The sequence below is a fragment of the Marinomonas sp. TI.3.20 genome, assembly GCF_038155025.1.
GTDB lineage: Bacteria > Pseudomonadota > Gammaproteobacteria > Pseudomonadales > Marinomonadaceae > Marinomonas > Marinomonas flavescens.
The window spans coordinates 230,242-254,340 of record NZ_JBAKAS010000004.1; the positions used below are offsets into that span (position 1 = coordinate 230,242).

Consider the following 24,099-nt stretch of genomic DNA (forward strand, 5'->3'; position numbering starts at 1 on the left):
ACAGAAGTTTATGCCGACACCGATTTTGAAATGCTTTCTAAGCCGCCTTGGTGGCGGTGAACAAAGAGCTGGTCGCATTGCTGCCACAGCTAAATTTCTAAGCCGCCTTGGTGGCGGTGAACAAAGAGCTGGTCGCATTGCTGCCACAGCTAAATTTCTAAGCCGCCTTGGTGGCGGTGAACTATCGGAGGCGAGAAGCGATCTGCGCTTGATGTTTTCTAAGCCGCCTTGGTGGCGGTGAACTGCTAAATAGCTAATTTTAACAGCGGCTAACTTTTCTAAGCCGCCTTGGTGGCGGTGAACATAGAAAAAATAAATAAAGAAAAGGTTGAAGCTTTCTAAGCCGCCTTGGTGGCGGTGAACTATGAGGCGGTAGGCTCACCCACCGCAAATGTTTTCTAAGCCGCCTTGGTGGCGGTGAACTGGTCGTTTGGTTCGGCGGCTCTAGTGGGGGCTTTCTAAGCCGCCTTGGTGGCGGTGAACTGTCGTCGCGAAAGGGGTTCATTCCAGCAGGATTTCTAAGCCGCCTTGGTGGCGGTGAACCAAGAAATGCTATCGTATTTACTGCCTACCGATTTCTAAGCCGCCTTGGTGGCGGTGAACTCATGCCGCCAGAGTATGTAGCCCACCAGAATTTTCTAAGCCGCCTTGGTGGCGGTGAACGGCACTGGCAGCACTGGGAGTTAAATTAGAATTTTCTAAGCCGCCTTGGTGGCGGTGAACGAAATGCTGACCTTAGACAATCTGCCGGATGATTTCTAAGCCGCCTTGGTGGCGGTGAACCAAAGCTGCCAGTTACTGCATTTCACGGTAGCTTTCTAAGCCGCCTTGGTGGCGGTGAACATCATAGATAACTTAGCTATAGATGGCTCAACTTTCTAAGCCGCCTTGGTGGCGGTGAACGTGGTTGTATTAGGGTCGGTGTTCTTGCTCAATTTCTAAGCCGCCTTGGTGGCGGTGAACCTGGAAAGCATAGGGGAAATTGATTACGAGTATTTCTAAGCCGCCTTGGTGGCGGTGAACTAAAAATCTTCATGGCTGCACCTCGTTTCGATTTTCTAAGCCGCCTTGGTGGCGGTGAACGTTAGTTCTCTGGAAGCGGGTGCAACTCAGATTTTCTAAGCCGCCTTGGTGGCGGTGAACTAATGGACCATAATTCACTGTCACGCATTAACTTTCTAAGCCGCCTTGGTGGCGGTGAACAAGCGAGTATTACCAATCCTGCGTCACTGACTTTTCTAAGCCGCCTTGGTGGCGGTGAACGTCATCGTTCAATTGAAACAAATGCTATCAATTTTCTAAGCCGCCTTGGTGGCGGTGAACATTTTCCGCTGCGGCCAAGATATCGACGTGGCTTTCTAAGCCGCCTTGGTGGCGGTGAACTATCGGAGGCGAGAAGCGATCTGCGCTTGATGTTTTCTAAGCCGCCTTGGTGGCGGTGAACTGCTAAATAGCTAATTTTAACAGCGGCTAACTTTTCTAAGCCGCCTTGGTGGCGGTGAACATAGAAAAAATAAATAAAGAAAAGGTTGAAGCTTTCTAAGCCGCCTTGGTGGCGGTGAACTATGAGGCGGTAGGCTCACCCACCGCAAATGTTTTCTAAGCCGCCTTGGTGGCGGTGAACATATATTCTGAAATGAATTCTAGATTAAATTTTTTCTAAGCCGCCTTGGTGGCGGTGAACGATTTAAGCTCTTCAAGGCACTCTTCCTCTAATTTCTAAGCCGCCTTGGTGGCGGTGAACACTGCTGAGAAGTGTTTCCTCTGGCTTCAAACTTTCTAAGCCGCCTTGGTGGCGGTGAACCGTTACAGCAATGCGGCCATCTAACAGCTTTTTTTCTAAGCCGCCTTGGTGGCGGTGAACGCTAACTCATACGTGAAAGGAGCTTAATAAATTTTCTAAGCCGCCTTGGTGGCGGTGAACATTGCCGGAAGCCGCTTTAATACGTAAATCGCTTTCTAAGCCGCCTTGGTGGCGGTGAACATGAAGGCAATTTTCCAGACTTACCAACGTTTTTTCTAAGCCGCCTTGGTGGCGGTGAACCGGCAAATATCGAAATTGCTCGTGATGCAAGTTTTCTAAGCCGCCTTGGTGGCGGTGAACGGCGGTGCAGTGGTGTTGGGTATGGTGTTTATTTTCTAAGCCGCCTTGGTGGCGGTGAACTTCTGCAGGACGGCCAAAAGCTCCCCTATTTGTTTCTAAGCCGCCTTGGTGGCGGTGAACATATTCCCGATATAGCGATAGCTGAACCGTTCTTTCTAAGCCGCCTTGGTGGCGGTGAACGAGTTTAGCGGCACGTTCTTTTTTCTATCCATTTTCTAAGCCGCCTTGGTGGCGGTGAACCTTGTGTTTGTATATGTCACACCTGACGATCTTTTCTAAGCCGCCTTGGTGGCGGTGAACCTTTAGCGGAAAGGTTAAGGTGCTATCGCTTATTTCTAAGCCGCCTTGGTGGCGGTGAACATTCAGTATAGACCGAGCGGCATTGTTGAGTCTTTCTAAGCCGCCTTGGTGGCGGTGAACGGCTCAACGATTTCCGATACATTGGTGGGAGCTTTCTAAGCCGCCTTGGTGGCGGTGAACCATTGTAGCGACAGTGAAAACTAGCTCAAGAATTTCTAAGCCGCCTTGGTGGCGGTGAACTAAAGCAATAAATACAAAGCCCTCAACTAGAGTTTCTAAGCCGCCTTGGTGGCGGTGAACCAAGTTTGGATCATTCAAGAAGCCATACGTGCTTTCTAAGCCGCCTTGGTGGCGGTGAACGTGAACACGCAAAGCTCGATGCTATTTTATAATTTCTAAGCCGCCTTGGTGGCGGTGAACTACCATTGGATTTGGCTAGTGCGACAAGGCTTTTTCTAAGCCGCCTTGGTGGCGGTGAACTTCGTCGCCGAGTCGTAAGTGAAGAATATTCCTTTCTAAGCCGCCTTGGTGGCGGTGAACTAGGTAGAGATATGGCGGTCGGGGTCAATATTTTTCTAAGCCGCCTTGGTGGCGGTGAACAATAATCTAGCCGCCCAAGTAAACAACAAGCATTTCTAAGCCGCCTTGGTGGCGGTGAACTCAAAAAACACTTCTCTATTCAAAGCCCAATTTTTCTAAGCCGCCTTGGTGGCGGTGAACTACCGATACAGGAACTGGGTCAATATCAACTTTTTCTAAGCCGCCTTGGTGGCGGTGAACGAGAACGGACCAGAAATCAGACAAGCGTTACATTTCTAAGCCGCCTTGGTGGCGGTGAACCTGCGAAGGTATTAACGCCCATGCCGACAAGCTTTCTAAGCCGCCTTGGTGGCGGTGAACCAGCGGGGACAAGAAGTGCCTAAAACGATTGTTTTCTAAGCCGCCTTGGTGGCGGTGAACGATTTTTCGCTTTGATGTCTTTCTCTGTCATATTTCTAAGCCGCCTTGGTGGCGGTGAACTATGGCGCAATACATGACTCTTCTGACCAGTATTTCTAAGCCGCCTTGGTGGCGGTGAACACCCCAGCCACGCGCCGCCGCTGGATTTTTTATTTCTAAGCCGCCTTGGTGGCGGTGAACTTGCCCAAAGCGTTTTCAACTTTTCCCAAAGTTTTCTAAGCCGCCTTGGTGGCGGTGAACGATGGTTAGAGTTTCGCAGGAAGCGGCTAACATTTCTAAGCCGCCTTGGTGGCGGTGAACTAGTCCTTATGATGTCAATACACCACCAAAAATTTCTAAGCCGCCTTGGTGGCGGTGAACTATGTATATTTATCTAAATTGATACGTAAATATTTCTAAGCCGCCTTGGTGGCGGTGAACCGTCTGTCTGCTCGTATCTTAAAAACTAAATTTTTCTAAGCCGCCTTGGTGGCGGTGAACCACATCATTACAGTGACGCCATAATACTCTAATTTCTAAGCCGCCTTGGTGGCGGTGAACGGTGTCTTAGGGATCAAATACACGCTTAGCAATTTCTAAGCCGCCTTGGTGGCGGTGAACTGTGGTCTTTAAACGTGCCTGGCGGTGTCACATTTCTAAGCCGCCTTGGTGGCGGTGAACACATTGAACACTATAGAATTACGCCCTCACCATTTCTAAGCCGCCTTGGTGGCGGTGAACGTTTCATTTCAGCTTCCTTTTATGATTCGATATTTCTAAGCCGCCTTGGTGGCGGTGAACCGTTTGCACCACCGTTTGCGTCGCTAAATTCATTTCTAAGCCGCCTTGGTGGCGGTGAACTTTTTGCAGAAGGCTGGTTTAAGTTTGAAGTTTTTCTAAGCCGCCTTGGTGGCGGTGAACATGCCTCATTGAATTTAATCGCTGACTTGCGATTTCTAAGCCGCCTTGGTGGCGGTGAACAAGACGGGTGACAGCGCCAATCCAAAGCTAATTTTCTAAGCCGCCTTGGTGGCGGTGAACAGCTACACGCGACTCATTGCCAGCCCTCCAAATTTCTAAGCCGCCTTGGTGGCGGTGAACGCAACAAGTATGTAGACATTACATCGTCAGTGTTTCTAAGCCGCCTTGGTGGCGGTGAACTACGATTTGGAGGACGCATACGACATATATGATTTCTAAGCCGCCTTGGTGGCGGTGAACTCCTGCCGAATGGTGAGATTTTAAATCTAAGTTTTCTAAGCCGCCTTGGTGGCGGTGAACGAGAAACAAGCAGAGCAAGAGCGACTAAATAATTTCTAAGCCGCCTTGGTGGCGGTGAACTGTCAGAATAGTGCGCAATGGTCGTGCTGATTTTTCTAAGCCGCCTTGGTGGCGGTGAACGAAGGTCCTCCAGCAGCATCTTTGCTGCAAACTTTCTAAGCCGCCTTGGTGGCGGTGAACTAGAAAGCCGAACGCTAAAAAGTTTAAAAAGTTTAAAAAGCCGCCTTGGTGGCGGTGAACATGCAACCATTTCCCCAAACTGATTTAATTCATTTCTAAGCCGCCTTGGTGGCGGTGAACCCAAGTATTCAAAGATGCCTGAGCGAGCAATATTTCTAAGCCGCCTTGGTGGCGGTGAACGCCGCATTGATGGAGTCTTTAAAAAGACTAAATTTCTAAGCCGCCTTGGTGGCGGTGAACTTGGACGCATAGCGTGATAAGAGCGGGTAATATTTCTAAGCCGCCTTGGTGGCGGTGAACTTATGTATGCCTCGGTTGGGTTTTCGTGTGCTTTTCTAAGCCGCCTTGGTGGCGGTGAACCAACGAATGCCCCGCCAATAGCACCAGAAACGTTTCTAAGCCGCCTTGGTGGCGGTGAACAATCTTGTGCGCCACTGTCCGCTACGTAAGTATTTCTAAGCCGCCTTGGTGGCGGTGAACATCTGAGTTTGAACGGGTCAAAAGTAATAGAATTTCTAAGCCGCCTTGGTGGCGGTGAACGCCTGCGTTTTGCGTCTGTCCCATGTAGTTCATTTCTAAGCCGCCTTGGTGGCGGTGAACATGACAACGCGACCCGCAATGTTTGCCGCTTCTTTCTAAGCCGCCTTGGTGGCGGTGAACATGAAGGTAATTTTCCAGACTTGCCGACGTTTTTTCTAAGCCGCCTTGGTGGCGGTGAACTGGCCATGCCAAACGTTGCGACAGGGGATGCATTTCTAAGCCGCCTTGGTGGCGGTGAACAATTTCGTTTAACCACCTCCTTTGCACTTAACTTTCTAAGCCGCCTTGGTGGCGGTGAACATATATCACAAGGGTATTTCGAGTAATCGCATTTTCTAAGCCGCCTTGGTGGCGGTGAACGTAGTGAGTAGTAATATGCCCGCGTAGACGTATTTCTAAGCCGCCTTGGTGGCGGTGAACATACACTTATAGACACTATTAAATGACTAAAATTTCTAAGCCGCCTTGGTGGCGGTGAACAATGCTACTAAAACCCTTTAGGTATCCGTCAATTTCTAAGCCGCCTTGGTGGCGGTGAACTCGGCATTGATTTATTTATTGTATAAACTATATTTCTAAGCCGCCTTGGTGGCGGTGAACTAACTCATGTATATCTGAGCGGTTCTCTTTCTTTTCTAAGCCGCCTTGGTGGCGGTGAACTAATCTCATTCCCCATAAAGGTGGGCGACCTATTTCTAAGCCGCCTTGGTGGCGGTGAACTGCATAATTATCCAATCACTCTAGACCTAGTCTTTCTAAGCCGCCTTGGTGGCGGTGAACGGTCAGTTTGAAGACGGGGAGATCAGCTAATGTTTCTAAGCCGCCTTGGTGGCGGTGAACGTTCCGGTAAAACGACTGGGGTGAAACAAGTATTTCTAAGCCGCCTTGGTGGCGGTGAACAGATCATCGTAGTACGTCGTAATGTCAGCCTTTTTCTAAGCCGCCTTGGTGGCGGTGAACTTATTCGAGCGCTTGATCTTAACTTGCCTAAATTTCTAAGCCGCCTTGGTGGCGGTGAACAATAAAATTTAAACACAAAAATAAGTTACATCAAAGCCTTAGGTGAAAAATACCTTTTTTACCTATGTTTTTAAACCTTTCCGTAACTTATTGTTTTATATTGTTATTTTTAAAGAGCTAAAAACATTGGTATTTCTACCAATGTTTTCATCTAGGAGGGTTAATCGAACCAAGGTATTGGAGCTTGTTGCTCTTCACTTCGTCGACTAAGGCCATAACAAGTAAATAATTTTTGATTATTACCTAATGACTCCACCTGCTGCTTTTCTATAAAAAGCTTGAAGTTACGTCTTTCAGACGCTGGCACATTGCTGTCGGTTGATAAACTACTCATGTTTAAAAATGGCAGCCTTGATTGTTGCTCCATGTTGTCTATGGATTCCAATAATCGTGCTTTCACTTGCTCTGTATTCAAACCGTTTTTTTTCGCTAGATATTCTGCGCGTTTATTGACTTGCGACCGCATCTTATCAGGTGACTTGTAAATCCAACGCTTGAAGTAAACAAATTCTGTTACATCGCCTGGCACTGGTTTTATGCCCTTTATATGGAGGTAGTCTTCAAGGCAAGATAACCAACGACCTACATCTAACGCCTCTAAGTCTTGTTGCGTGCCCGCTAATAAGCGTAACTTGTCACCTAGCGGGAAACCTTTTTTAGCATAATGTGGAAAGGACACAGCAATGGCTGAATCTTTCTCCCCGACTTTATTTTCCACCAGCATGAGATGAATTTGTTGATACAGTTTGTACCAAACAAAACCTAAAGACATTTCAGCATCGGGTAGGAGTGTAATATCAAGATAATGTTTCATTTTATTCTCCTAAAGTCTGATATCAGATACATAAGCGAGGCCTTTTTTACCTAAATAAAAACTCGATACGCCAGCATTTTCAATCATAGCTAAGAGCTCTTTTGCGGCTTGACGATCTATAAAGATATCAATTTTTAATGTTCCGCCTGCTTTTTCCATGAGAGATGTCACCTCGCCAATCCCTTTTCTTTTTTCTTTAAGGACATAAGGATTACCCCAGATTTTCTTTTTTCCACCTGAAGTATAACGACTCATAAAATCTTTCTTGGTAAAGCCATTATTGGATATTCCACTTAAACCGCCTGCCTTAGTTTTTGCCGATGAAACATCAAAGTTTTTTGATAACCGTTCAAGCTGTAAATACAAAGCAGAGCAATATAGACTACTGACAAGTACTTCTTCTTTACGGTTAAGGCCATTAAACTTTTCAAATTTCGACGCCAAATAATCAAACGCTTCTTTTACTGTATTTTCATTCGGTACAGGCTTGAGCTTAAATAGCTCTTCAAGTCGTGAAATAATTACAAGTGGATTGTGTGATATGACTTTATCCACTTTAATGTCATCTACAATAAACTTACAAAGCTCATCTAAATCTAGCTGTAAAATGCCCCATAATTGTTGTGAATAATCAGATGTAAAAATCGGATCATCAACCTTAATCATTCCTGTATATGAATTTTGATCTTCGCTACCAGAAACATTACGAATATAGGTCATTTCGTGGTTCACATAACTTGGCTTATCTTCGAACGTGATAAGAGGTTCCAATTCTTTAAAGTAATAAGCATCGCTATTTCTCGATTGGTATAACTTTCTTTGATCACCAATTAAACGATTTAGAACGCCCATAACCGTATTATGACTAACCTTTCTAGGGATATAATTACCTTCTTTTTTAAGGCTCGTCATTGAAGCAACAAACTTCCTACCCGCTTTTGGCAAAGGCTCATCGTTAGAGCCGTCAAGAAAAGAGTTTCGCCAACTGGATTCATATTTTATTTGAATTTTCATTATTTAAACCTCCTTTATTTTTGATAAAAGTAGGTGGCAAACTCATCTTCTGGCTCAACAGATATACTGTTTTCATCTCGTTTTATACGCATCATTTTATTGCTGTCGTTATAATCAACAATTACTTCGTCAACATACATGTATGATTTTGCTTGGCGAATCGCTAATTCACTAATCAGTTCGATCGTATAGTCAACTAGGGCTTTTATAGCGTCTTGGTCTAATAAAATTCCCACTTCACCTTCTTCGAAAATAGTTCCGCTACGAACATAGTTCTCATGAAAAGTGGCCTTTGGCTTTAAGTCTGGGTTAAGCGACTGAATAAAGTCTTGTACTGCTTGTGCGACCCCTTCGCCTTGACCTGCTTCTATTCCCATCGCTTCGCGGTCGAACTTCTTGTCTAACGATATAAATTGAAGTTGCTCAATACTGATCGACCCATAAGAAATATATTCGGTATCGCCAAACGTGGTTTTTGAGAAAAAAGAGGAATTATCTCTTTCACCCGCTTGACCAAATTGCTCAAAGTTACCATTACCTAATTGGTCAACAAAATCTTCAATCAATAGCGGACTTGTTCGTTTATTCTGGCTAGATGGAACAACATAACCACGAATCAAACCAGTAATAGAAGCTAACATTTGCGTTAAATTTTCAGCTTTTCTTTTATTCGCGTAATGTACATCAAACGCTTGGCTTCTGAACAAATGATGACGAATACAGTTTTGACTGATGTATAACGGTGTTTTTTTGAAATCAATATCGGTTGCTTCTTTTCTGTATTTATAGCCGGTTTCTTCTTTGACTTTACCCGATAAGTTCGTATAACCACGTAATTTGGGTAACGTGTGGTTATCGACGGTTTTACCGCTATCTCCCATTAATGAAGTCGGTCCATTCCAGTTCACAACACCATGTCCTAATGCTGTAATTTTAAAGTCTACACTTTTAATACCGGTTACTTTTTTCATGTTTAATCCTTTTTATGAGTTAAGTTTTTATTTGCAATTGCGCCTATGGCTTGTTTTTCACATACACCATAGTAAATAGCTGAGTTATGCCTTGCGGATTCACCGCCAACGGCAAGTAAATCGTTTGAGGTATAGCTCAGATAAATTGGAAATTCTGGGTCTTTAGCATCATTAAGAAGAATAAAGTCTTTATAGGGTTTTGTTCCGCCCATGATGCTGTGATGTTTCTTCACCATATGAGTGAGTAAGTTATTGGTACTGTCGCCATAACCTTGAATGAGTTCACACGATGCAGTGAAATTATCAACACTTTCCACCTCATCCACAGAAACGGTATAGGCATATTCTTCAATGAATTCTGGAGCGTTTTTATTATCTAAATTACACACGGCCATTTGTACAAATCGACTGTCACCACGTAATGAGTTACTACTTATTTTGGCTCGTTGTGTTTGCTGTTTTTTACGCGAGATCATAGTTTGAGGCTCACTGACTTTAGCCGTGATCAGAGTCGCACTTTTTTTCATTGCAGCAATGGTATCTTGTTCGATAAATGCCATAGAGCTTGATTGGTAAAAGTTTTTGTAAATTTGATAAACATCGGCAATGGTCAATATAACCTTACCACTGTCTGTTTTTTCCATAAGAAACTGGTGCCATGCTTTGGCTGAGAGCAACGAATTTGACGAAGACAAAAATCTTGTTACTGCTCCAGAGCCTTTGTTGTTGTGAACGTTTTCTGGCACAGCAATAGTATAAATGTTGGTGCTATTATTTTTACCAAAACGGTCTAATCGCCCCATCCTTTGTAAGCAATTTTCTGCGGTGGTTATTTCTGAAATCATATAATCACAACTGATATTCAACGACGCCTGAACAATCGGCCCACTACGAAGCACGTCATACATATTATTACCGTCTCGTTTGAAGGCTTCAAACACACTATTAAAGAGCAGTTTTTTATCACTTTTCTTATATTTAGAATGTAATAGAACAGCATTCTCATCGGTTAAATTATGGATAAAGCTCTTTTGTGCTGTGGTTGCTGTATTACTGATAACAAAGGACGCTTTGGTTTGTATTTGATAAAGTGGATTGGTTTCATCCTCTTTAGTTTCGTTATACACCTCAAAATCAAATTGGTATGCCTTTTCGTTAAATGACGGCATTTCAACTACATCGTAAGTCAAATCAAGTCTGAGGATTTTCTCCAGATAAAAATAATTAGGCGTAGCAGATACCAGCAATACGTTAGCGCCGTTTTTCAACTCATTTCTTGAGATAACCAACTCGGCAAACAATATATTGAATGCTGGCATGTTGATGTATTCGTGGTATTCATCAAACACGATGTGAGCGCTAAGGTAATTGAGTAAACGGTCTGCCTTAGTGTGGCTGATAATGCCACTGAGCAGTTGATCAATTGTAGTGATGACGATATCGGCGGTTAATTGATCACCCTCAGGTGTTGGCGTTTCAAAGTTATTAGTGAATTTATATTCGCCCGTAAAAATTTCTACACTAGCATCTTGTAAATATGGATTGTCTGATGCTTTTAACTCGGTAAACATACCTTGGCATATTTGGACTCGTGGACACACCCAGATAATTTGTTGAGTATTTCTTAAACCAGCCCATTCCAAAGCTATTTTGGTTTTTCCGCAACCCGCTGCACCCGCAAGCACTTTTATATTGTCACTGTCTTCTGCCAGTTTCTGAGCTACTAGAGATTGCTTTTGACTGCGTGGGCTATCAGGGAATGCACGAATACAGTCTTGAATATGCGATTCTAGGCTGCTTTCTATTAAAATATTATTAGTAAATTGCTCTTCCACAAATTCATTGAGATTTTGATTTTCAATATAGGATGATAAATCAATAGCCGATAATGATGAAACCCAGCGATCTGCCGTGATTAAACAAGCACGAACTTCGTTATTATTTGCATTGGTTAATATCTTATTTTTATAATCACTTAGGTTTTCTGAAAGCTGGTATTCTTTATACTGTGGTAACGGAGTATGTTCATAATTCACAAGCACTTCGCTATCAAATTCTTGTGCATAAGATTTTTTAAGCAAACTGCTTTCTTCTTTACGATACTTTTGGTCAATCTCACAAACAGCATTTAACATTTCGACAGATTGTTTGGAAAGTAGCAGTAGAGCTTTTTCACCTAAGCTCATTTTTAATTTGTTAAAAATTTTCCCATAAGTATCAAAACCATCTTTTTCTTTTGTTCTAAATGGCTTCGCGTGATGCCAATAAATTGAGTGCTTTATAGTCGCTTTAATTGATGGACTGATTGCTTTTATACCGTCAGATAAACATTGAAAAATAAGTACTGATATTTCGTTATGCCTAGGGTGTTTCTCAAAACTAAACTTAGTATCATCAATATGTTGACCATCTTCTGCTTGGTATGTTCTGTTTTTAGGCTTCGTAACCCAATCCTGAAATGATGGATCTAATTTTCCTATATCGTGCAAACAGCCTGCAATAAATGCTGCATTGGCTTGCTTCTTTTTATCTGGATAAAAATATAGATACAACTGTTCAGCAACAAAACCGACAGCAAACAAATGTTGCTCTAATAATTGTAAATGCGTATTAGCGTATAACACGCCTTTTATCGGTTTTAATTGTTTTACATCCATAAATACCTCTTTTCCCGTTGAATTTACAGGCACAACTCCCTGTTCGTTAAATTTTGACTTTGCACCCACTACCCATAAAAAATGACTACGGCTCCGCGACCGTATCCAGTGGCAACTCACGGCGGTGTTTTTGCTGGCGGTTTGGCGCAGCATTTTTTTGACCGTGAGTAAGCCATCTTCTGTGATCAGGGTTTGCCATGTGTTGTCGCCAATGCGATTAGCAAAAGCATCCAGCACTCGCCTTGTTTTCTTTAAAGCGTTTTTCTCACATTGGCTTATAAAGGTGACCATCATGCTTGTTGATCTCCATTTTGTTCTTTCGGTACTTCAGTAACAGCATGATTTTGAAGGGCGATGTCTTTCACTGTGTCAAACATGAAGTCGAGCGCTTTGTGGTCGGTGAAGGCTTGCAGTATTTGTTGGCGAAACTCTTGTTCTGTAGCATTTTCTTTCGCGCAAATAAACGCCCAAGGTAAAACAAGGGCATCTTTTATTAGGTCAGCAACGTCAAAAATAAGCGCGCCGCGTCTGGTTTTTCCGTGCATTACGGCAAAGCCGTGAGGAATACCCAATACCCATAAACAACTGGCGGCAAGTCCATAAGCGAGATAGTTGCCATGGTTAAGGAAATCGTTGGCTTTGTCTACATTGTTTTTCGAAGAGCCTTGGTGCTGACGTGTGAATTTTTCCGTACTCGTATTATTCGATGCGAATTTATAGAGTGCTTTGGTTAGCTGGGCTTCGGTTAACAATAATTCAGCGTGCTTTGTCGCGCTGTCGGTGCGTGTATGAAAGGTTTGAAACGCGCCCTGCATACTCTTGTCGTCGAACTGGAAACCTTCACTTTTAAGGTCTCTGTCTTTTTGCCATGTTTTTTCAATAAATGCTATTCGTGCTTGTTGAAATAATTTGGCGGCAGCAAGGCGTTTATCGTCGTCAAACCAAAAGCGCATCCAACCCTGTAAATATTCTGTTGGCCGGTATTCGCTTTGTGGCGTCATCCATTCAATGGGTTGCTCTACGCCATTTGCCATGTAAAGCGGTGTACCACCTCCGCCGCTAAAACCCACTAATACACCTGCTTGCGATAACATACGCATAGCAGCTTGCGTTATGGATGTACCTGTTCCAAGCAATATGACGGTGGTGTTAGCAATGGGAATGTTGTAGTAAAGGTTCTCTTTCTTTTGTTCTGTGAGGAACAATACTCGCCCATCCTTTTGCATAACTCGGCAGTATTCTAGGTAATACATATTGGCTCGTTTGGAGTGCAATATGGTTTTCATGTCTGATGGTGAGAACTGTTCCATTACTATTCCTATTCCTTAAATCCGTTTTAACCGAGCTAGCTCACTGTGCCGCGGTTCTTCTTGTCCGACAATACTGTCATTTTTCACAGGTAAAGAAATTTGACAGGTTATGCCCTGAATCACGGTAAAAGTGGTTATATCAGTCGTACATCCACTTTTTTATGTCGCTATAATTAACACACACCAGCTGTTGAGCTTGTGGGTTGGCTTCGAGCATTTTGGTTTTAATCTGTAAATCATCGAGTGTGTACTTCACGAGACAGCCACGAGTCACTATATGTAGCTGGCCATTTGTCATGCCGTAATCGTTTTCTAGCACGCGTTTTTGTTTGTCATTCAGGCGTGAATCTGGCGCTAGGATCAAGGTGACTTGGGTATTCCAGTCGTCGTCTTGCTCTTGTGTAAATCCGCTAATGCCTCCGTCGTAGTCTATGTTTTGAAAGCGGCTTAAGACGAAGTCGAGATAACGTTGTCGTAATGCGCAATACGCTCTGACATGCCAGCGGTTCGCTGTTTTCACAAAAGAATGGGGGTACAGCAAGCGGCCTTGTGGGTCGCTGCTGGAAACGGACAGGTATTCACAATCTACGGCGGTTTTTTCTTTTACCGCTTTGAGTAAAGGCCGCATTACAAGAGGCGAAACAAATCGTGGTAACGGTGCAATACGATGCTGCGTGCGCTTAGCAGGCTCTTCAGGAAAAGTAGGGATATTGCCAAAATGCAGCCATGAGAAGTATTCGTCTAAGGTCTGATCAATATAATGAGGCACAAAGTCCTCAGTTATCTGATACGACTTGAGAGTAGTGTCGTACACGAGCGCTTGGGGAAACGCTTCTTGATACTGCTTAAGCAGGTGGCTCACGCTTTGTCGCGTTAGCCCTAATGCGTTCATGAGTGGTTTGGTGTTTATTTGCCCTTCCCAAAAAGCGATCAGTTCAAGCATCCAATAGCGCTGCACAACTTCCATATACGTTATTCCATTCCAAGTGATTCGTTGGCTTAAATGATTCGATAGTTCAGATTACTCGTTTCCCGTACGCTGTGGCTTTTACGCCCAGCTGTCTTTTGCTTTATGACTTTTTTACTGACGTTTTTTACTGACTATTTTTCAATGGCCATTAAGAGCAGTTTATTCCGAATAAGAATGCCCTTTTATTTGGTAAGGGCTTTAATCAAGTTCATCGATATTCAACCCAAATTAACGAAATTGCAATTCTTGGCATTAAAAACTTAGTCGCTTGTGCGTGGGTCGCTATTTTCTACTGGTAAAGCATCTGATTAATTTATCGACAATTTAAAGTTGACGTTTACGTTAACTTACCCTAGTCTGAAAATAATTCCATTAATGAGTCACACCATGACAGATAAAAAAGTGAGCTATTCAATCAGCGAGTTAGCCAGTGAGTTTGACGTGACGACTCGCAGTATTCGCTTTTATGAGGATCAAGGATTGCTCCAGCCTATTCGTCGGGGTCAGACGCGCGTTTACAGCCGTCAAGACCGGGTTCGTATGAAGCTTATTTTACGTGGCAAGCGTCTTGGGTTTTCCCTTGCAGAGATCAGGGAGTTATTTTCCCTTTGGGATGAAACGCTGACGGGGAGCGAGAAACAGCTCAATCTATTGCTGGAAATCATTCATCAAAAACGCAGCGAACTGGAGCAACAGTTAAAAGACATTACGATGATACAACTGGAATTAGACAATGCGGAAACGAGGTGTTCTAACGCATTAGCAGAACTAAACACACAAAAACAACAAGCCCGCTAAGCCTTTAAAAAGTACAGCTGGCAATAAACATAGGTATAAGACAATGATTTCACAATATACCGGCCTCAACTTTGGCCTAGGCGAAACGCTCGATATGCTACGCGATCAAGTCAATGGTTTTGCGGCTCAAGAGATAGCGCCACGCGCTGAGCAGATCGACCATGACAATCTATTTCCGGCGGATTTATGGCGTAAATTCGGCGATATGGGCTTGCTCGGTATCACGGTGAAAGAGGAGTACGGTGGTGTCGATATGGGCTACCTTGCGCATGTTATTGCGATGGAAGAAATCAGTCGTGCCTCTGCGTCAGTGGGTCTTTCCTACGGCGCTCATTCTAATCTTTGTATTAACCAGATTCATCGCAATGGCAGTGAAGAGCAAAAGCATAAGTACTTACCAAAATTGATCAGCGGAGAGCACATTGGTGCGCTTGCTATGTCTGAGCCTAACGCTGGTTCTGATGTGGTATCGATGAAGTTACACGCTCGCGACAATGGCGACCATTATCTGCTCAACGGTACGAAAATGTGGATCACTAATGGTCCCGATGCTCACACTTATGTGATCTATGCGAAAACCGACCAAAAAGCAGGCTCGCGCGGTATTACTGCGTTTATCGTCGAGCGAGATTTTGCGGGGTTCTCTCGTCATCAAAAGCTAGACAAGCTTGGTATGCGTGGCTCGAACACGTGCGAGCTAGTATTCGAAGACTGTCCTGTACCAAAAGAAAACATTATTGGTGAGCTAAACGGCGGGGTTAAGGTGCTCATGAGCGGTCTGGATTACGAGCGTCTGGTTTTGTCAGGGGGTCCATTGGGTATTATGCAAGCGGCTATGGATATCGTCGTGCCTTATATTCGTGATCGTCAGCAGTTTGGTAAAGCCATTGGTGAATTTGAACTGGTGCAAGGGAAAATTGCGGACATGTACACGGTAATGAATGCCTCCCGCTCCTACCTTTATGCCGTCTGTCAGGCGGCCATGCGCGGCGAAGTCAGTCGCAAGGATTGTGCTGGCGTTATCCTTTACTCCGCAGAAAATGCCACAAAACTCGCTTTAGATGCGATTCAATTGCTCGGTGGTAATGGCTATATCAATGAATTTCCTACTGGTCGCTTGTTGCGTGATGCCAAACTTTACGAAATTGGCGCGGGCACATCAGAAATTCGCCGTATGTTAATCGGTCGAGAATTGTTCCTGAATAACTGAGTTCGAGACGAACGGAACAAGCCTATCGTCTGACTCACTGTCTGAAGAAAAAAGAATAAGAACAATATCAGGAGAAAGTTATGCCGGTTCTTCATACCAAGATCAATACGCGCAGCGATGAGTTTTGTCGTAATGAGGCGGCCATGCGTGAAGCGGTTGCGGACCTTCACGACAAGGTCGCTACTATTGCACTCGGCGGTGGCAATGACTATCAACAGCGCCATTTGTCGTTAGGAAAGTTGCTTCCGCGAGAGCGCATTAATGTTTTGCTCGATGAAGGCTCCCCTTTTCTTGAGCTGTCGCAATTAGCCGCCTATAAAGTGTACAACGATGACATTCCTGCCGCTGGCATCATTTCAGGTATTGGGCGCATTAATGGCGTCGAATGTATGGTGATTGCAAATGATGCGACGGTAAAAGGTGGCAGCTATTTTCCCTTGACCGTCAAAAAACATTTACGCGCTCAGGAGATTGCCGAACGCAACCATTTGCCGTGTATTTATTTGGTTGATTCTGGTGGCGCTAACTTGCCACAACAGGATGACGTTTTTCCAGATCGTGACCATTTCGGGCGCATCTTCTTCAATCAAGCACGCATGTCTGCCAAAGGCATCCCTCAAATCGCGGTTGTCATGGGGTTATGTACCGCTGGCGGGGCTTATGTACCGGCCATGGCGGATGAATCCATCATAGTACGAAATCAAGGCACTATTTTTCTCGCTGGCCCACCTCTCGTTCAAGCCGCTACTGGCGAAGTCGTCTCGGCCGAAGACCTTGGTGGCGCCGATGTACATTGTCGCGTATCTGGGGTGGCGGATCACTATGCTGAAAACGACACTCATGCATTGCAGATTGCCCGCCTTTGTGTGGCTAATCTTAACCGCAAAAAAACAGTGGCGGTCGAACAAAAAGTACCAAGCCCTCCACTCTATTCACCAGAAGAACTGGGCGGCATTGTCGGTACTGATCTCAAGAAACCTTATGACGCTCGCGAGATAATCTCTCGTCTTGTTGATGGTTCTGAGTTCGACGAGTTTAAAAAACTGTATGGCACGACTTTGGTAACTGGCTTCGCGCACATATACGGCTATCCGGTGGGGATTCTTGCGAACAACGGCATCTTATTCAGTGACTCTGCTCAAAAAGGCGCTCATTTTATCGAGTTGTGCTGCCAGCGTAATATTCCATTGCTGTTTTTGCAGAATATTACGGGCTTTATGGTCGGTCAAAAAACCGAAGCAGAAGGGATCGCGAAACATGGCGCCAAGATGGTCAACGCCGTTGCCTGTGCGAATGTTCCCAAATTAACCGTGCTGGTCGGTGGTTCTTTTGGCGCGGGTAACTACGGCATGTGTGGTCGTGCCTATAGTCCTAATTTTCTCTGGATGTGGCCAAACGCGCGCATTTCAGTCATGGGTGGCGAACAAGCGGCTGGGGTCATGGCAACGGTGCGTCGTAATAACTTTGATCGACGTGGTCAACATTGGTCTGCGGAAGAAGAAGCAGAATTCAAGCGCCCTATTGTCGAAACCTATGAGCATCAGGGACACCCTTATTATGCGTCGGCACGACTATGGGACGATGGCGTCATTGACCCCGCTCAGACACGAGAAGTGGTCGCCATGGGGTTATCCGCTGCACTCAACGCACCGCAGGACGAAACGCGCTTCGGCGTGTTCCGCATGTAAAGAGGCCTTCACATGACAAAGCAGTATGTAGAACTAAGCCTAGACGCGAAAGGTGTCGCTTGGCTGACGCTTAACCGCCCTGAGGTACACAACGCTTTCGACGATATTATGATCGAGCAGTTGATAACCGCATTAGAAGAGACTGACCGAAATACTAACGTGCGTGCTTTGGTATTACGCGCTCACGGCAAGAATTTTTCGGCGGGCGCAGACCTAGCTTGGATGAAACGGATGGCGAACCATAGTCGCCAGAAAAACCTAGACGATGCCAGCCGCTTGGCCTTATTAATGGAACGTTTGAACCATTATTCTAAGCCAACCATGGCGCTCATTAAAGGCGCTGTCTATGGCGGTGCCGTTGGGCTAGCCGCTTGTTGTGATCTGGTTATTGCCACACGAGACTCGAAGTTTTGTCTATCTGAAGTACGTATCGGTCTCATCCCTGCGGTCATTAGCCCGTATGTGATTCGAGCAATCGGCGAACGCCAAGCCAGACGCTATTTTATGACCGCGGAAGCGTTTAATGCGGTAACGGCTCAGCAATTTGGTTTGGTTCATGAATTAGCCGAGGACGATGTCGAATTGGACAGTTTGTGTCATCAATTACTGAAGCCATTTTATCGGAACAGCCCACAAGCGGTCAGTGCGGCAAAATCGCTCATTCACGCCGTGAGTCAACAGCCAATTGATCAGGCGTTAATCCGCGACACCGCGACACGAATTGCTGATATTCGAGTGAGCGATGAGGGTCAAGAAGGTTTAAATGCTTTTTTGAGCAAACGCCAGCCAACGTGGATCGAGGAGTAATCGCATGTTTAGTAAAATATTAATAGCAAACCGAGGTGAGATTGCCTGTCGGGTTATTAAAACAGCGCACCGTCTTGGCATTAAGTGTGTCGCGGTTTACTCAGAAGCAGACCGTTTTGCGCGTCATGTGACCATGGCAGACGAGGCTTTTCTTCTGGGGCCTGCGCCAAGCAGCGAAAGCTACTTACGCGCAGATCGTATTATTGAAATAGCCAAAACATCTGGCACTCAAGCGATTCACCCTGGTTATGGTTTCTTATCCGAGAACACTGATTTTGCGGCGTCCTGTGAACAAAATGGCATTGTTTTCATTGGTCCACCAGCCAACGCCATTGCGAAAATGGGATCAAAATCTGCGGCCAAAACCATCATGGAAGCTGCCGGTGTGCCATTGGTTCCCGGTTATCACGCTGACGATCAATCCCCTGCTCGGCTCAAACAAGAAGCCGAAAAATGCGGCTTTCCTTTATTACTGAAAGCGGTCGCTGGCGGTGGCGGTAAAGGGATGCGGGTGGTCAATTCACTGACCGAATTCGATGAAGCACTGAGCTCTGCGTGCCGTGAAGCAAAAAATGCCTTCGGTAATTCAGATATGCTCATCGAGAAGTATTTGACTCAGCCGCGTCATGTTGAGATTCAGGTGTTTTGTGATCAACAAGGCAACGGTGTGTATTTGGCTGAACGCGATTGTTCTGTGCAACGCCGCCACCAAAAAGTCATTGAAGAAGCGCCCGCGCCTAATTTAACCGATACGACGCGACGTGCTATGGGCGAAGCCGCTGTACAGGCCGCTCAAGCCATTGAATATGTTGGCGCTGGCACTGTGGAATTTCTTTATGATGTAGACGAGTCTTTCTATTTTATGGAGATGAACACTCGCCTACAAGTCGAGCATCCGGTGACAGAAATGATCACTGGTTTGGATCTGGTCGAATGGCAACTGCGCGTTGCTAACGCTGAGCCACTGCCTCTTATGCAAGCGCAAATACAGATTCGCGGCCACGCCTTAGAAGCGCGTATTTATGCTGAAGATCCTAATCAAGACTTTTTACCTGCAACGGGCACTTTACACTATCTTCGTACTCCCGACGAAAGCGCTCATGTTCGCGTTGACACTGGGGTAACCGAGGGGGATGAGGTGAGCGTTTATTACGACCCTATGATCGCAAAATTGATCGTCTGGGACGAAGATCGCGACACTGCCATTAATCGACTTGTGCAAGCGTTAGAACATTACCGCATCGGTGGCCTAAAAACGAACACCCGCTTTTTACATCGGCTCGCGGATTCGGAACCGTTCCGTCAGGCGCAACTCGATACTGGCTTTATTGAACGCCATCACGAGAGTCTCTTCGCGCCAAGCCAATTAGATCCCTCTTTGTGTTTAGTCAGTGCCTGCGCTTGGTTTCTTGAGCAAACAAAACATGGCAATCGCATTAATGGCGATGAGCACTCTCCTTTCTCAGCCCAAAACAGCTGGCGTTTGAACGCTAAGCATATTCGTTCAATGACGCTAATGGTTGGTGATATTTATCATTTACTTAGCATCCAAGAACAAAAAGATGAATACGATATTACCTTAGACAAGGTGACTTATCGTGTTCATGCGACACAACAGCAAGACAGCTTGAAACTGGTTATTGATGGTCATAATCTGACACTGCACGGTTATGCAAATGGTGATGATTTAACCCTGTTTCATGAGGGCGAACCCTTCCAGTGTTGTCAATATCGTAAGACTTTCATTGAAACCGAACAGGCAGGCTCTGGATCGCTCGCGGCGCCAATGAATGGGGTTGTTGTCGCGGTTATGGTCGAAAAAGGTCAAGCCGTCGAAGCAGGTCAAACGCTGGTCATCATGGAGGCAATGAAAATGGAACACAGCATTCACGCTTCATCTGATGGTGTTGTCAGTGACATATTCTTTCGTGATGGTGAGCTGGTAAAAGAAGGCGATGCTCTGATCGCATTGCAGTGTGAAGAAAAGGAGACAAGCGTATGACGTTTCCTACGCACGTTCGATTGGTCGATGTGAGTCCTCGTGACGGTTTACAAAATGAATCTGGCCCTGTGATTGCCACCGCTATCAAGGTGGAGTTGATTGAGCGCTTGGCAGCCTGCGGTTTGAAGCACATTGAAGCGGCCAGTTTTGTCTCCCCTAAGTGGGTGCCTCAAATGGCGGATGGCAGTAAAGTGATGGCTGGCATTCATCGTCAACAAGGCGTTACCTACAGCGCTCTCACCCCAAATATGAAGGGGTTTGAAGCGGCATTGGCCGCAGGGGTTTCTGAAGTAGCGGTGTTTACGGCCGCGTCTGACGCTTTCGTGCAAAAGAATATTAATTGTTCGATTCAAGAAAGTATCCAGCGTTTTATACCCTTGATCGAAAAAGCAAAGCAACACGGCATCCCCGTACGAGGTTATGTTTCGACGGCCCTTGGCTGCCCTTATGCTGGTGAAATTTCACCGGCTCAAGTCGCGGCCGTTAGTCGTGATTTGTATCAGCTGGGTTGTTACGAGATTTCACTGGGCGATACGATAGGCGTTGGCACTCCGTTAAAAGCGAAACGCATGTTGGAAGCCGTTGCCCGCGAGATCCCCATGAACGCACTTGCTGCGCATTTTCACGATACTTACGGACAAGCTTTAGCCAACCTTTATGCGGTACTTGAAGAAGGTATTTCCGTTGTCGACACCTCAGTCGCTGGCCTAGGCGGCTGCCCTTATGCTCAAGGAGCTTCGGGCAATGTGGCCACTGAAGATGTGCTTTATCTGCTAGAGGGATTAGACATAGAGACCGGCGTCAATTTACACAAGCTTGTCGAGACAAGCGACTGGATCTGCACACAATTAGGACGCCAAAATAGCGCCCGCGTAACACAAGCCATGAGGCATGAAATCACCAAGCCTACAACGCTAGACTTAGACAATCGTCATAATGGAGGGAATATATGAGCACTCAATCACACTCTATTCGAAATCCTTGGTCGCTCATGAGAAGTAAGAAGACCCCATTCAATACCGAATAACGCATTCTGACACGCTGAAAAGATGACATCCAGACCGAGACAACAACAAAAATAAACGACTCATTAGGATTAAATGAATGAACAATCTCTTAAGAGCAAACCCAAGTTACGCTAGCGGTGCCAGTAATACTCCACTCATTGGTATGACGATTGGCGACAAGTTCGACCAAATCGCAGACCGTTATCCAGATAACGATGCATTAATTTCGCGCCATCAATCGATCCGCTGGAGCTATGCTCAGTTAAAGTCAAAAGTAGATAGTACGGCCCGAGCCATGCTAGCGATCGGCGTGCGTCGCGGTGATCGTGTTGGTATCTGGTCTCCTAATAATGCTCAATGGCTACTCACCCAATTGGCTACCGCTAAAATTGGTGCCATTTTGGTGAATATTAATCCCGCCTATCGTTTGCATGAACTGGAATATACCCTCAACCATTCTGAAGCCCGCTTTTTGGTGACGGCGCAAAACTTCAAAAGCTCTAATTACACTGAAATGCTGCAAAAACTGGCGCCGGAGCTGGCCGAGTGCGAAAACGGCAAACTGAAATCTGAGACGCTGCCTCACTTACAAGGGATCATTAATCTATCGGATACCGTCTATGAAGGCATGTGGCGCTGGTCAGATTTTATCGAACAAGCTGACAAGATAAACGCTGAACAGCTTGCCAGCGCACAGCACGAATTGCAGTTCGATGATCCTATTAATATCCAGTACACATCTGGTACGACAGGGTTTCCAAAAGGGGCGACGCTCTCTCATCACAATATTCTTAACAATGGCTTCTTTGTCACTGAAAGCATTGGTTTAACACACAAAGATCGCCTCATTATTCCTGTTCCACTTTATCACTGCTTTGGCATGGTGATGGGCAACCTTGGCTGCCTTTCCCATGGCGCTACGATAATTTACTCAAGCGAGGGCTTTGAACCTGAGACGGTTTTGAAAACAGTCGAAGAAGAACGCGCGACGGCTCTTTTTGGTGTGCCTACCATGTTCATTGCTGAACTGGAGCACCCTAATTTTGAACAGTACGATTTAACCAGTTTACGTACCGGCATTATGGCGGGCTCTATTTGCCCAGCTGAGGTGATGAAAGCCGTAAATGCCAAGATGAATATAACAGATGTGCAAATTGCTTATGGCATGACGGAAACCAGCCCGGTGTCGCTGCAAACCGCGAGTAATGATCCTTTCGATAAACGCGTTACCACCGTAGGGCGAACACAACCTCATATTGAATCTAAGATTGTAGATCCCTCCTCCACCTACGTGTTACCTCGCGGCGAGATTGGCGAGCTGTGTACGCGTGGCTACAGTTTAATGCTGAAGTATTGGAATAACGAGAAGGCGACTCACTCATCCATTGATGAATCAGGATGGATGCACACTGGCGACTTAGCCATGATGGACGACGAGGGCTATGTTCAAATCGTTGGCCGCATCAAAGACATGGTGATTCGCGGGGGTGAAAACATCTACCCAAAAGAGATTGAAGAATACTTGTATACCCATCATGCCATCTCCGATGTGCAGGTGACGGGCGTTCCTGACAATAAATTCGGTGAAGAGCTGGTTGCTTGGATTAAATTAAAACCCAACGCAGAAAATATCAGCGCTGAGACCTTATGTGAATTCTGCAAAGGCCAGATCTCACATTTTAAAATCCCACGCTATTTTAAGTTTGTCGATGAGTTTCCTATGACGGTTACGGGCAAAATTCAGAAATTTAAGATGCGTCAGATTTCCATTGAAGAACTGGGCTTGGACACCAAAAAAGACACGCCTTGATCATCCATTAACACAGACAATACAGACGACACGCCACTCTTGGTGGCGTGATCGTTTCTACCTTGATAAGCATCGTTAATTTGATCAATCCAAACGACTAGCAAATAACACCACTGGCACGAACGCTGCCTGATCTGCATTTGGGCCAATGCTACTCGCCAAAATAATAAGGATGTCCTATGAATACCATCGCGTTTCAAGATCATTACCCAGAAGAGTTAAGCCACTGCTATGGCTGCGGTAAAAACAATCCTGACGGCCACCAATTAAAAAGTTACTGGCAACACATTGACGAAGCAAACTTAAACGCCAGTACCACTATTGCGCATTGCATTCCTGATATGAAATACACGGCTATTCCTGGCTTCGTTTATGGCGGAATGCTGGCATCCTTAATCGATTGCCATGGCACAGGAAGCGCTTCGGGCATGGCTTATCTTGCTCAGAACCGTGAAATCGGCAGCCTACCGCCAATGCGCTTTGTTACCGGTGCGTTAAATGTGAATTATTTGGCACCAACACCTCAAGGCGTCGAGCTCACTCTCATTGGTCGCTTCAGTGAAGTCAAAGAGCGCAAAATCATCGTAGAAATAACGCTATCAGCCAATGATATAGTCTGCGTAAAAGGACAGGTTATTGCCGTGCTTATGCCAGACAGCATGACTCCAAAAGCTTAA

Annotated in this window: 14 protein-coding genes and 1 CRISPR repeat array (1 of these 15 only partly in view); of the genes, 8 read left to right on the plus strand and 6 right to left on the minus strand. The window is 45.4% G+C overall.

The window, feature by feature from the left end; all coding sequences use genetic code 11:
* A CRISPR array of direct repeats spans positions 1-6,364; the repeat unit is 28 nt; unit sequence TTTCTAAGCCGCCTTGGTGGCGGTGAAC (it extends 506 nt beyond the left edge of the window).
* Between the two features lie 160 nt (positions 6,365-6,524).
* The 6 genes from cas6f to V6259_RS06805 all read right to left on the minus strand — a co-directional run bounded on the left by cas6f (position 6,525) and on the right by V6259_RS06805 (position 14,097).
* Complete coding sequence (cas6f, locus tag V6259_RS06780) at positions 6,525-7,178, minus strand: type I-F CRISPR-associated endoribonuclease Cas6/Csy4 (protein WP_341583885.1); 654 nt, start codon at positions 7,176-7,178, stop codon at positions 6,525-6,527.
* A 9-nt stretch (positions 7,179-7,187) separates the two neighbouring features.
* On the minus strand, positions 7,188-8,192 hold the full coding sequence (gene cas5fv, locus V6259_RS06785) for a type I-Fv CRISPR-associated protein Cas5fv (protein WP_341583887.1): 1,005 nt from the start codon (positions 8,190-8,192) through the stop codon (positions 7,188-7,190).
* 14 nt (positions 8,193-8,206) lie between these two features.
* On the minus strand, positions 8,207-9,163 hold the full coding sequence (gene cas7fv / locus V6259_RS06790) for a type I-Fv CRISPR-associated protein Cas7fv (protein ID WP_341583888.1): 957 nt from the start codon (positions 9,161-9,163) through the stop codon (positions 8,207-8,209).
* A gap of 2 nt (positions 9,164-9,165) precedes the next feature.
* Positions 9,166-12,057, minus strand: coding sequence for a CRISPR-associated endonuclease Cas3'' (locus tag V6259_RS06795; protein ID WP_341583889.1), 2,892 nt, complete (start codon positions 12,055-12,057; stop codon positions 9,166-9,168).
* Positions 12,058-12,110: 53 nt separating this feature from the next.
* Entirely contained in the window at positions 12,111-13,130 is a 1,020-nt protein-coding gene (gene cas1f, locus V6259_RS06800; protein ID WP_341583890.1) for a type I-F CRISPR-associated endonuclease Cas1f, read from the minus strand.
* 139 nt (positions 13,131-13,269) lie between these two features.
* Complete coding sequence (locus V6259_RS06805) at positions 13,270-14,097, minus strand: WYL domain-containing protein (RefSeq protein ID WP_341583891.1); 828 nt, start codon at positions 14,095-14,097, stop codon at positions 13,270-13,272.
* 390 nt (positions 14,098-14,487) lie between these two features.
* Here V6259_RS06805 and V6259_RS06810 point away from each other — a divergent pair, with 390 nt between their 5' ends.
* From V6259_RS06810 to V6259_RS06845, 8 genes are all read left to right on the plus strand, one after another.
* Positions 14,488-14,898, plus strand: a complete 411-nt coding sequence (locus tag V6259_RS06810; protein ID WP_133011245.1) for a MerR family transcriptional regulator — start codon at positions 14,488-14,490, stop codon at positions 14,896-14,898.
* 43 nt (positions 14,899-14,941) lie between these two features.
* Positions 14,942-16,108 (plus strand): isovaleryl-CoA dehydrogenase, encoded by a 1,167-nt coding sequence (locus V6259_RS06815; RefSeq protein ID WP_133011244.1) that lies wholly within the window; start codon positions 14,942-14,944, stop codon positions 16,106-16,108.
* Between the two features lie 80 nt (positions 16,109-16,188).
* Entirely contained in the window at positions 16,189-17,796 is a 1,608-nt protein-coding gene (locus V6259_RS06820) for a carboxyl transferase domain-containing protein (protein WP_133011243.1), read from the plus strand.
* A gap of 12 nt (positions 17,797-17,808) precedes the next feature.
* Positions 17,809-18,603, plus strand: a complete 795-nt coding sequence (locus tag V6259_RS06825; protein WP_341583892.1) for an enoyl-CoA hydratase/isomerase family protein — start codon at positions 17,809-17,811, stop codon at positions 18,601-18,603.
* A gap of 4 nt (positions 18,604-18,607) precedes the next feature.
* On the plus strand, positions 18,608-20,605 hold the full coding sequence (locus V6259_RS06830; protein ID WP_341583894.1) for an acetyl/propionyl/methylcrotonyl-CoA carboxylase subunit alpha: 1,998 nt from the start codon (positions 18,608-18,610) through the stop codon (positions 20,603-20,605).
* Positions 20,602-21,558 (plus strand): hydroxymethylglutaryl-CoA lyase, encoded by a 957-nt coding sequence (locus V6259_RS06835; RefSeq protein ID WP_341583895.1) that lies wholly within the window; start codon positions 20,602-20,604, stop codon positions 21,556-21,558. Before V6259_RS06830 ends, V6259_RS06835 begins: the two co-directional genes overlap by 4 nt.
* A gap of 151 nt (positions 21,559-21,709) precedes the next feature.
* Positions 21,710-23,422, plus strand: coding sequence for an AMP-binding protein (locus V6259_RS06840; RefSeq protein ID WP_341583896.1), 1,713 nt, complete (start codon positions 21,710-21,712; stop codon positions 23,420-23,422).
* Between the two features lie 179 nt (positions 23,423-23,601).
* Entirely contained in the window at positions 23,602-24,099 is a 498-nt protein-coding gene (locus V6259_RS06845; RefSeq protein ID WP_133011238.1) for a PaaI family thioesterase, read from the plus strand.